This is a genomic window from Blautia sp. DFI.6.71, assembly GCF_020593585.1.
Classification (GTDB): domain Bacteria; phylum Bacillota; class Clostridia; order Lachnospirales; family Lachnospiraceae; genus Blautia_A; species Blautia_A wexlerae.
On record NZ_JAJDMJ010000081.1, the window covers coordinates 1 to 10,639 of the forward strand.

The following is a 10,639-nucleotide window of genomic DNA, read 5'->3' on the forward strand; positions in this document are numbered from 1 at the left end:
GTGGACATGATCACGAAGAACATGAACATCATCACCATGACCACGACCATGAATGCGGCTGTGGACATGATCATGAGGAACATGAGCATCATCACCACGATCACGACCATGAATGCGGTTGCGGACATGATCATCATGATCATCACCATCATCACGCAGATGAGGTATTTACAAGCTGGGGACGTGAGACGATCAGGAAATACACAAGAGAAGGTCTTGAGAAGATGCTTGAGGCTCTTTCCGCTTCTGAAGATTACGGTATTATTCTTCGTGCAAAGGGAATGCTTCCTGCAGAAGACGGAACATGGATTTATTTTGACATGGTTCCGGAGGAAACAGAAATCCGTGAAGGTGCACCGGAATACACAGGCCGTCTCTGCGTGATCGGCTCCAAACTGAAAGAAGATAAACTTGCAGAATTATTTGGGCTTGCATAATGATCATGAGGAAACAGCGATTTATGGCAATCCTCTAAAATACTGCATCTGGATTCAGCTCATCAGAGTGTGAAATCCTCGTCATAGATGCGCGACTGAATGATTTCGGCAGATAATAACAGAATCAGAATAAAGATAAAGGAATAAATTATATGATGGATGATATCAGAGTTCCCATTTATTTGGTTACGGGATTCCTGGAAAGCGGAAAGACTACTTTCCTGGATTTTACATTGCAGCAGGAGTATTTTGCCATTGACGGCAAAACTCTGTTGATCCTTTGCGAAGAAGGCGAAGAAGAATATGATATGGATAAACTGAAACTTACAAACACAGTTGTGGAAGTGATCGAGGATCAAGAAGATCTGACACCACAGCGTCTGGCTGCCATGGATATCATCCATCAGCCGGAGCGTGTTGTGATCGAGTACAACGGAATGTGGCTTGTAAGTAAGTTTGAGCAGATGGAGCTTCCGGAAGGCTGGGGCATTGAGCAGGAGATTACCTGTGTGGATGCAACTACTTATCAGGTTTATATGGCAAACATGAAATCTCTGTTCATGGATATGATCAGAAATACAGATATGGTTGTATTTAACCGCTGTAAAGAGGGAGATCCGCTTCCTGCATACAGACGAGGGATCAAGGTCGCAAATCAGAGTGCAGAGGTTATCTTTGAAAATGAAGAGGGCGAGATGGATGACATTTTCCAGGACGAGATGCCGTTTGATATCAATGCACCGATCATTGAGATTCCACCGGAAGATTATGGTATCTGGTTTGTGGATGCCATGGATAATCCGGATAAATATGTAGACAAAATTGTCCGCTTTAAAGGACGTGTCATGAAACCACGTGGAATGGGAAGTAAATTCTTTGTTCCGGGACGTGTGGCAATGACCTGCTGCGCAGATGATACCACTTTCCTTGGATACGTGTGCAGAAGCGATTATGCACCGCATATCAAAGAGGGCAGCTGGGTAGAAGTAACAGCGAAGGTCGCATTTGAGAACCGTACAGAATATCAGGGTGAGGGCATTGTTCTTTATGCAAGTGATGTGAAAGAATGCGAGCCGCTTAAGGAAGAGATGGTATATTTTAATTAATTATCTTAGCGTGTGTTTGAAAAATGCTTTCCGCAAGATGTGCGTTACAATTTGCAGGATTGGTTTTTTGAACACACTTTAGAGGATGTAAAAAAATAAATTTGACATCAGGACAGGTATGGTAATTCCGGAAAATGGTGTTAAATTAAGCAGGAGACACATATATGTATTTAGTAGTTGGCCTGGGAAATCCCGGGAAACAGTATGAAGCAACACGCCATAATATGGGATTTGATACCGTTGACCGTCTGGTAGAGGATTACAATGTCCCTCAGGGTGGTGTGAAATTTAATGCCATGTACGGTAAAACCATGATCGGTGGAGAGAAAGTGATTCTTATGAAGCCGCTTTCTTTTATGAACCTGAGTGGCGGTCCTGTTCGTGAGATGGCGAATTATTTTAAAATTGATCCGGAATCAGAGCTTATTGTTATTTATGATGATATTGATCTGGAACCCGGGCAGCTTCGCATCCGCAAGCAGGGAAGTGCGGGTGGACATAACGGGATCAAAGATATTATCCGCCAGCTTGGCACAGAGAAATTTCTCCGTATCAAAGTAGGAGTTGGTGCAAAGCCGAAGGGATGGGATCTGGCAGATCATGTACTTGGCAGATTTTCCACAGAAGACAGGAAACTTGTGGATGAAGCAATAGCAAAGGCGGCAAAGGCTGTGGATATCATAATCTCACAGGGTACAGATGCAGCCATGAACGAATATAACAGAAAAGTACCTGTACAGAAATAAGCAGACAGGAAACAGATGATTGTTCAGCAAAAGGTATAGAAAGCGGTAACTGGAAACAGAAGCCGCTTTTATTACGTCGAAGGATCATGAGGGGTGAAGATGAAAGCATTTTTAACACCTCTGCAGGGGCTTGCAGAGTTTGAACAGATTAAAGAAAAAAGCAAAACGAATAAGGGAATCCTGCAGGTTTCGGGGTGTATGGAATCGCAGAAATCTCATCTGATGTACGGACTTTCCGGGATTGCGCCTTATCGTCTGATCCTGGCGGAGGACGAACGCCGCGCCAGAGAAATTTATGAAGATTACAGATTTTATGACAGAAAAGTGTATTCTTATCCTGCGAAAGATCTTCTGTTCTTTCAGGCAGATATCCATGGAAATCTGCTGATACGTCAGAGGATGAAGGTCATTAAGGCGTTACTGGAAGAGAAAGAACTGACAGTTGTTACAAGTATTGACGGATGTATGGATTTTCTGGAACCTCTGGAAAAGATAAAAGAACAGTTGATTCATTACGAAAGTGACAGCACCGTAGACATAGAACAGCTGAAGAACCAGCTGGTGGCTTTAGGTTACGAGCGGGTAGGACAGGTGGAAATGCCGGGGCAGTTCTCTGTGCGTGGCGGTATTGTGGATATTTACTGTCTCACTGAGGAAAATCCATGGAGAATCGAGCTTTGGGGAGATGAGATTGATTCTATCCGGAGTTTTGATCCGGAGAGTCAGCGTTCTCTGGAAAATCTGGAAGAACTTACGATCTATCCGGCGGTGGAGCATATAGGGGACAAGGATATGGTTTCTTTCCTGGATTATTTTCCGGAGGAAAGAACCATAATCTTTCTGGATGAACCAAACCGACTGACTGAGAAAGGCGGGGCTGTAGAAGAAGAGTACAGACAGAGCCGTATGCACAGAGAGGAAAAAGGCAGCCGGAATCTGCCGGAAAACTGGCTTTGTTCTTTTGAACAGCTTCAAAAAGAACTGAATAAACGCAACTGTATTTCTGTATGTGCGTTGGAACCGAAACAGGCAGGCTGGAAAGTGCGGGAGAAATTTTACCTGGAGGTAAAATCAATCAGCGCTTATAACAACAGTTTTGAACTTCTGGTAAAAGATCTTCATCAGTATAAGAAACAGGGATACAGGATCGCGTTGCTTTCCGGTTCCCGCACAAGGGCCGAGAGGCTGGCAAAGGATCTTCAGGAAGAGGGACTGGCAGCCTTTTATGGACAAGATTATGACAGGGAGATCTGTCCGGGCGAGATCATGGTGGTTTATGGCCATGCAAAGAAGGGCTTTGAATACCCGTTGATCAAGTTTGCGGTAATGACAGAATCTGACATTTTTGGACAGGAACAGAAAAAAAAGAAGAAAAAAAATTACAGTGGAAGCCGTATTCAGGATTTTGCGGAGCTTTCTGTCGGCGATTTTGTTGTCCATGAAAAGCATGGTCTTGGTATTTACCGAGGAATTGAAAAAGTTGAAGTAGACAGGATCGTTAAAGATTATATTAAAATTGAATACAGAGGCGGAAGCAATCTCTATATTCCTGCTACTCAGCTTGACTGTCTGCAGAAATATTCAGGGGCAGATGCTGCAAAGGCTCCGAAGCTGAACAAACTTGGTACTCAGGAGTGGAATAAAACAAAGAGCAAGGTTCGTGGGGCAGTTAAAAATATTGCAAAAGAACTGGTAGAGCTTTATGCAGTGCGTCAGGAAAAGGAAGGATATGTCTGTGGTCCTGATACAGTATGGCAGAGAGAATTTGAAGAAATGTTTCCATATGAAGAGACAGAGGATCAGCTCAGTGCTATTGAGGATGCCAAACGTGATATGGAGAGTACCAGGATTATGGACCGGCTTATCTGCGGGGATGTGGGATACGGCAAAACAGAAGTGGCGCTGCGTGCCGCATTTAAGGAAGTACAGGAGAGCAGACAGGTAGCTTATCTTGCACCTACAACGATCCTTGCGCAGCAGATTTATAATACCTTTGTGCAGAGGATGAAGGAATTTCCGGTACGTGTGGAACTGTTGTGCAGATTCCGGACCCCGGCACAACAGAAGAAGGCAATCGAAGATCTGAAAAAAGGTCAGGTGGATGTGATTATTGGAACGCACAGAATCCTTTCCAAAGACGTACAGTTCAAAAATCTTGGCCTGTTGATCGTTGATGAGGAACAGCGGTTTGGAGTTACGCATAAGGAAAAAATCAAGCAGTTAAAGAAGGATGTGGATGTCCTTACACTGACTGCAACGCCCATTCCCCGTACTCTTCATATGAGCCTGATCGGAATCCGGGATATGAGTGTCCTGGAGGAGCCTCCTATGGACAGAATGCCGATCCAGACATATGTTATGGAATATGATGAAGAGACAGTCCGAGAGGCTATCAACAGGGAATTGCGCAGAGGCGGACAGGTTTATTATGTTTATAATCGAGTGACGGATATTGCAGATGTTGCCCTGCGTATTGCGAAGCTGGTGCCGGACGCAAGGGTGGATTTTGCTCATGGCCAGATGAGTGAGAGGGAACTGGAGAATGTGATGTATTCCTTTGTAAACGGGGATATTGATGTGCTGGTTTCCACCACGATCATTGAGACAGGGCTGGATATTTCCAATGTAAATACTATGATTATCCATGATTCAGACAGATACGGGCTTTCTCAGCTTTATCAGCTTCGGGGAAGGATCGGGCGTTCCAACAGAACTGCCTATGCGTTTCTGATGTACAGAAAGAATGTGATGCTGAAGGAGACGGCTGAGAAGCGTCTGGCTGCGATCCGCGAGTATACGGATCTGGGAAGCGGATTTAAGATTGCAATGAGAGATCTGGAACTTCGAGGTGCCGGAAATCTGCTGGGTGCGCAGCAGCATGGACATATGAATGCGGTTGGATATGATCTTTATTGTAAGATGCTCAATGAAGCAGTGAAAGAGGCGAAGGGTATCCATACAATGGAGGATTTCGAGACATCAGTTGATCTGAATGTTGATGCGTATATTCCTGATTCCTACATCAGTAATGAATTTCAGAAGCTGGATATTTATAAAAGAATTGCGGGGATTGAGACACAACAGGATTATGATGATATGCTGGAAGAACTTCTGGACCGTTTCGGAGAACCCGGAAAGGCAGTGCTGAATCTTCTGGCGATTGCGAAGTTAAAGGCGATTGCTCATCAGGGGTACGTAACGGAAATAAAGCAGACTGGAAAAATAGTCCGGTTTACCCTTTATGAGAAAGCAAGGCTGAATACAGAAGGCTTTCCGGCTCTTATGCAAAAATACAGAAGAGGTCTGCAGTTTAAGAATGAGCAGGAACCGAAATTTATCCTGGAACCACAGGGGAATCTGATCCTGGCATTGACGGAATTTGCAGAGGAACTTAAGAGCATGGCGGAAAATATGTGAAATATACTACATATTTTTCGATTTGCCTTGCCCTTCGCAGGAAAAAAGTTTATACTCTAATAACAGTACATTCTGGGAAAGTGGTATGGAAGAAAGACCAGATTGATAATATGGAGGAAGAAATGAAAAAAATGGTAAAGAGAACAGCCGTTGTGACACTGGCAGGTGTGATGTCAGTTGGTATGCTTTCCGGCTGTGGAAGTAAAACATTAGATGGAACAAAGACAGTGGCTACTGTTGACGGAACAGATATTCCGCTTGGAGTTGTAAGTCTTTATGCCCGCGAACAACAACAGCAGACAACAACCATGTATTTAAATTATATGGGAAGTGCAGATAATATCTGGGATCAGACAGCAGGTGATGATTCAGATGAGACTTATGGTGATCAGGCAGTGACAAGCAGTCTGGAGTCTGTTGAGAAGATGTATATTCTCAAAGAGAAGGCTGCGGATTATAACGTAGAGCTTACAGATGATGATGAAGCAGCGATCGCAGATGCAGCATCACAGTTTATGGCTGCAAACAGTGAAGAGACAATTAAGGAACTTGCGGTAACGGAAGATCAGGTAAAAACACTTCTGGAGCTTCAGACAATTCAGAAGAAGATGTATGATCCGGTTGTAGCAGAAGGAAAGATCACAGTTTCTGATGATGAAGCGAATCAGACAACCTTCACTTATGTAAGTATCTCTACAAGCGGTGATGATATAACTGATGAGGAGAAAAAGACTAAGAAAGAACAGGCTCAGGAGATTCTGGATAAGATGAAAGAGGATCCTACAGCAGACATGAGTGAGATTGCCAAAGGTGTAGATGACAGTTATTCTGCAGTACAGGGTAATTTTACAACAAAAGAGAGCAAAGACGAGGATGAAGATTCCGGCAGCGAGGCATATCCGGATGAGGTTCTGAAGGTTCTGAGAGGACTGAAGGACGGAGAAGTTGCAGACAATATTATTGAGACTGACACAGGATACTATGTAGTAAGACTTGACAAGATTAATGATGAAGATGCCACAGCTTCCAAGCGAGAATCTCTTCAGAATTCCAAAGAAAGTACCTATTTTACAGATACAACTGCTAAATGGCTGGATGAGGCAGATGTAAAGGTAGTTAAGAAAGTCATTAAGACACTTAAGATCACTGACAAACATACCTTCATGGCACCGACTCCTACCCCGGTTCCGGAAACACCGACACCTGAAGTGACAGAAGAGGCAACTCCAACACCGGAAACAGAGGAAGTTACAGAAACACCTGCAGCAGAAGATACAGAGACAACAGAGACTCCGGCGGCAGAGGAAGAAGCAGCAGAAACTACTGAAACACCGGAAGCAACACCGACAGAAGCAGCTAAATAAGAAAATCCGAACTGTCAGTAGCCTGCTGATAGGAATTGAGTATTGTAAATTAAAACAGCTATGATGAAAACCTGAGTGTTTTCACATAGCTGTTTTTAAGTTTAAATAAATCCGAAATCATTCTCCTAAATATGCAAAAATAACACAGATAAATAGAGATATGATAATACGTTATTTTGTATGTTCTGCTAAATGAGATGGAAATGCTTCAAAGCATTGGCAATTCCGTTATCTTCGATATTGGTTGTCTGGTAAGTGCAGTGAGGCAGGATCAGGGGATCCGAGTCGCCCATTGCGATGCTGTTTCCGGCGAACTGCAGCATAAGAAGATCGTTCGTGCTGTCGCCGAATGCATAGGTGTCTTTGACCGGAACCCCAAGGCGGTCTGCCAGAAACCGGATTCCGGTTGCTTTGCTGAGATTTTTCTGAGTCAGTTCCCAGGCCTTGTCTTCATGTATGAAACACAGAAAATGTTCATCTGCAAATTTGCGGAAAGTTTCCATATCAGAATCAGCAGACGGAAAAGCCAGAAACTTGTCAAATGTAAAATGGTTGTATGTTTCGGGCGGGTAGAGAGCCAGATCTTCTACTATAACTTCTGCTTTCAGCTTCTGAACAGTTTCAGGAACAGCACATGAACTGCTGTCATATAAAATCTTATCCGGGCGTTCAAAAAACGCAGGAATTCTGCATTCCCGCAGTAATTCTGTTGTTTTACGGCAAAGCGGATTTGGAATAGAACTGGAAAACAAAAGCTCTTCATTCATATAAATCTGGCTGCCGCATCCGCATACATAGCCGTCGAATCCCATTTCTTTAATGATTTCCGGAATCATTGTATAGGTACGTCCGGAATTGATGAAAAGGAGATGACCATTATAGCGGGCTTCTTTTAAAGCCTGTTTCGCACTGTCCGGAACTGTCCATGGGTAAGGGGTTAACAGGGTTTTGTCAATGTCAAAAAATAAGAGTTTACGATTATTCTCCATCAGATGTCTCCTCTGTCTCAGTATCTGTATTGTCATAAAATTCGTCATCAGAAGGATTTTCATTTCCTGTATGTACGCGGATTCCGTTCAGTTCAATTTCGCCTTCCATTGGGATCACAAGGCACTTGCGTCCGTCAATTACGCGTGTTTCCACAAGATCAGCACGTTCAGGATCTACGTGGACTACAACATCCGGGGTTTTGATCTCGAATCTTTTTGTATTGGTGATGTTGGAAGCAACCAGAGAGGATTTTTCCCCGGCTGTGATCTCGTATTGTTCATCAAATGACTGTAGTTTTTCATCTTCTACGCCGCATTCTTCAAAGAGGCGTTTTACCTCAGATTTGGTCAGAACTACAGGTTCCGGCTCATCCTTCTGTGATTCGATCAGGTCGTTTAATTTCTCGTGAATGCTTAATACAGTGTCATATCTGCAGTCGTCGCCCAGAGTATCTTCAACCAGTGCGTTAAAGGAATCACGCTGTCCTCCTGCAGAAAGAGGTGCTGTACATCCAAGCAGTTCATCGATAAAAATATCCCGAAGCTCGTTTGCATTTTTACTATAATAAAGGACACCATGGATGTCAGTGCTGCGGTCGTTAAACTGCGGGAAAAGGAAAGCAACATCCGGAAGTTCCACGATCCAGTCGCGGATACGGTCCTGGATGCTGTTGGTTTCGGCATTGTAGCAAAGACCTGCCTTAGAGAGTTTTACAGGACAGATACAGCACATGATGTGCTCATAAATCTCATCAGATGCATCAAACATTTCTGCACCGTCGGAAGACTTTCCGGGGATATCATATACTCCATGGATCAGGATGATGTAGTAGTTTTCGGGATAATCATAGTTTTCAATGATCTTATCGTAGAAACTTTCTACCAGTGCATCATCGGTCAGTTTGCTTTCTCTCAGTTTCATAAGAAAATGTTGAGTTCCACCCTCAGTTTCCTGCTCGAGAGGAAATTCCATGTTCATCAGATTTTTTCCTATTGTTCCGGAAAGGGATTTGCGGAAAATTTCAAAGTATTTGAACATTTCTTCTTCTGATAAAGAGAGAAATGCTTCTTTCAGTTCGGTTTTTTTATTCTTTTCTCCGTCAACGTAACATCCGCAGATGCGGGTGAGAGAACAGTTCTCGGGAGTGAACTGTTTCTTGATTTCAGAAATTTCTTTTTTGTTCATATAGTTTATACCTCATGTTAGTCTGTTCTTTATTATAGACCAGTTGTGATGCAGGGGCAAGGAAAATTGCCTGAAAATTATGGGAAATACAGGTGAGTTTTGGTAGATGTAGTGCTATAATATAGGAAGATATTGTTGCCTGACTGTGTTGCTGAGAACGTGGTGGACAGTAATGTTGCTTTGACAGTGATGAAAATAAATACAGGAGGATATGAGACATGAATGAAACAATAAAAAATCTTTTGGAGCGAAGAAGTGTACGTGGTTATAAAGAAGATCTGGTGCCGGAAGAAGTGTTGAATGAAATTCTTGAAGCAGGGGAATACGCACCAAGCGGAATGGGACAACAGGGTACACTTATGGTAGTAACACAGAATCCGGAACTTGTTGCGAAGCTTTCTAAAATGAATGCGGATGTGATGGGGACTGAGAGTGATCCGTTCTATGGGGCACCGACAGTTGTTGTGGTCTTTGCAGACAGTAATATGCCTACATGTGTGGAAAATGGAAGTCTGGTTATGGGAAATCTGATGAATGCTGCTCATGCCCTTGGGGTTGATTCCTGCTGGATTCATCGTGCAAGAGAGGTGTTTGCTTCTGAAGAAGGAAAGGCATTGAAGGCAGAGTGGGGTGTGCCGGAGTCTTATGTTGGAATTGGTCATTGTGTGCTTGGTTATCGCTCCGGGGAATATCCGAAAGCGAAAGCGAGAAAAGACGGATTTGTGATCAGGGTGTGATTGTAGTGTGGCGGCAGAGTGATTCCTGAAACAGGATGGCAGGAAAGATGTGAGAATGTTCGGGAAATCAAGTTGCCGGCACAGTAGCTGTGAGAGAGGGTTGCTGTTGAGTATATTTGGTTTTAAGAGAAAGAAGTACAGAACGTTTCTGCAGGATTCTGAGACAGGTGAGGAGATTGCTGAGGAGTATGAGAAAGGCCGGGGAGTCTGGAAAAAGCATGATGTTCAGGATGGGAAGGGTTCGGAGATGAGAGAGAATCTGATAAGGAAGCATTATTGGTTTTCGGGGAGAGTGCAGGGAGTTGGATTTCGCTATCGGGCCTGTTATATTGCCAGTTCTCTGGGGGTTACCGGTTGGGTGAGAAATAACTGGGATGACCGCGTGGAGATGGAGGCGCAGGGGAGCAGGGAGCTGCTTGCGCAGATGGTGGAGATGTTGGGGAGACAGAGGTTTATTGAGATTGAGGGGATTGAGGAGAGGGTGATTCCGGTGGAGGTTGAGAGTGGGTTTTATTCCAGATGAAAGGGACGCAAGCTCAAACAATTCTCTTTGGCTCGGTTTCGGGTCTTAAGAAAAGCTAAGCCTCGGAAAATCTGCTAAGGGGGGACGCAGCCCCAAACAATTCTCTTCGGCTCGGTTTCGGGTCTTAAGAAAAA

General features: G+C 43.9%; 10 protein-coding genes. 7 read left to right on the forward strand and 3 right to left on the reverse strand.

Translation table 11 applies throughout. The features are described 5' to 3' along the window. Together LJE12_RS18620 and LJE12_RS18625 are read left to right on the forward strand one after the other, a co-directional pair. On the forward strand, positions 1-437 hold a 437-nt coding region (locus LJE12_RS18620; protein ID WP_227292352.1), incomplete at its 5' end, for a GTP-binding protein. A 155-nt stretch (positions 438-592) separates the two neighbouring features. Beyond that, on the forward strand, positions 593-1,543 hold the full coding sequence (locus LJE12_RS18625) for a TIGR03943 family putative permease subunit (RefSeq protein ID WP_227227034.1): 951 nt from the start codon (positions 593-595) through the stop codon (positions 1,541-1,543). Here the strand turns inward: LJE12_RS18625 and LJE12_RS21175 are convergent. Next, positions 1,536-1,679, reverse strand: a complete 144-nt coding sequence (locus LJE12_RS21175) for a DUF6783 domain-containing protein (RefSeq protein WP_416386861.1) — start codon at positions 1,677-1,679, stop codon at positions 1,536-1,538. The two genes, LJE12_RS18625 and LJE12_RS21175, sit on opposite strands and share 8 nt — an antisense overlap. Before the next feature lie 28 nt (positions 1,680-1,707). Between LJE12_RS21175 and pth the strand changes: the two genes are divergently transcribed. From pth to LJE12_RS18640, 3 genes are all read left to right on the forward strand, one after another. After that, complete coding sequence (pth, locus tag LJE12_RS18630; protein ID WP_008707705.1) at positions 1,708-2,289, forward strand: aminoacyl-tRNA hydrolase; 582 nt, start codon at positions 1,708-1,710, stop codon at positions 2,287-2,289. Positions 2,290-2,388: 99 nt separating this feature from the next. After that, the gene (mfd, locus tag LJE12_RS18635) at positions 2,389-5,706 is read left to right on the forward strand and encodes a transcription-repair coupling factor (protein WP_227227025.1); all 3,318 of its coding nucleotides are present in this window, start codon (positions 2,389-2,391) and stop codon (positions 5,704-5,706) included. Positions 5,707-5,828: 122 nt separating this feature from the next. Further along, positions 5,829-7,070 carry a peptidylprolyl isomerase gene (locus tag LJE12_RS18640; RefSeq protein ID WP_227227024.1) on the forward strand — a complete coding sequence of 414 codons (1,242 nt, stop codon included), beginning with the start codon at positions 5,829-5,831 and terminating at the stop codon, positions 7,068-7,070. Positions 7,071-7,258: 188 nt separating this feature from the next. Here the strand turns inward: LJE12_RS18640 and LJE12_RS18645 are convergent, their stop codons facing one another. Both LJE12_RS18645 and LJE12_RS18650 read right to left on the reverse strand, forming a co-directional pair. Then, positions 7,259-8,059: an HAD family hydrolase gene (locus LJE12_RS18645; RefSeq protein WP_022379956.1), complete on the reverse strand. Its 801-nt coding sequence runs from the start codon at positions 8,057-8,059 to the stop codon at positions 7,259-7,261. After that, positions 8,049-9,245: a DUF4317 domain-containing protein gene (locus tag LJE12_RS18650; protein WP_055058658.1), complete on the reverse strand. Its 1,197-nt coding sequence runs from the start codon at positions 9,243-9,245 to the stop codon at positions 8,049-8,051. Before LJE12_RS18650 ends, LJE12_RS18645 begins: the two co-directional genes overlap by 11 nt. A 218-nt stretch (positions 9,246-9,463) precedes the next feature. Here LJE12_RS18650 and LJE12_RS18655 point away from each other — a divergent pair, with 218 nt between their 5' ends. Together LJE12_RS18655 and LJE12_RS18660 are read left to right on the forward strand one after the other, a co-directional pair. Beyond that, positions 9,464-9,982, forward strand: a complete 519-nt coding sequence (locus LJE12_RS18655) for a nitroreductase family protein (RefSeq protein WP_022379958.1) — start codon at positions 9,464-9,466, stop codon at positions 9,980-9,982. Between the two features lie 247 nt (positions 9,983-10,229). Continuing rightward, entirely contained in the window at positions 10,230-10,505 is a 276-nt protein-coding gene (locus LJE12_RS18660; protein WP_029677159.1) for an acylphosphatase, read from the forward strand. The last annotated feature ends 134 nt before the right edge of the window (positions 10,506-10,639 follow it).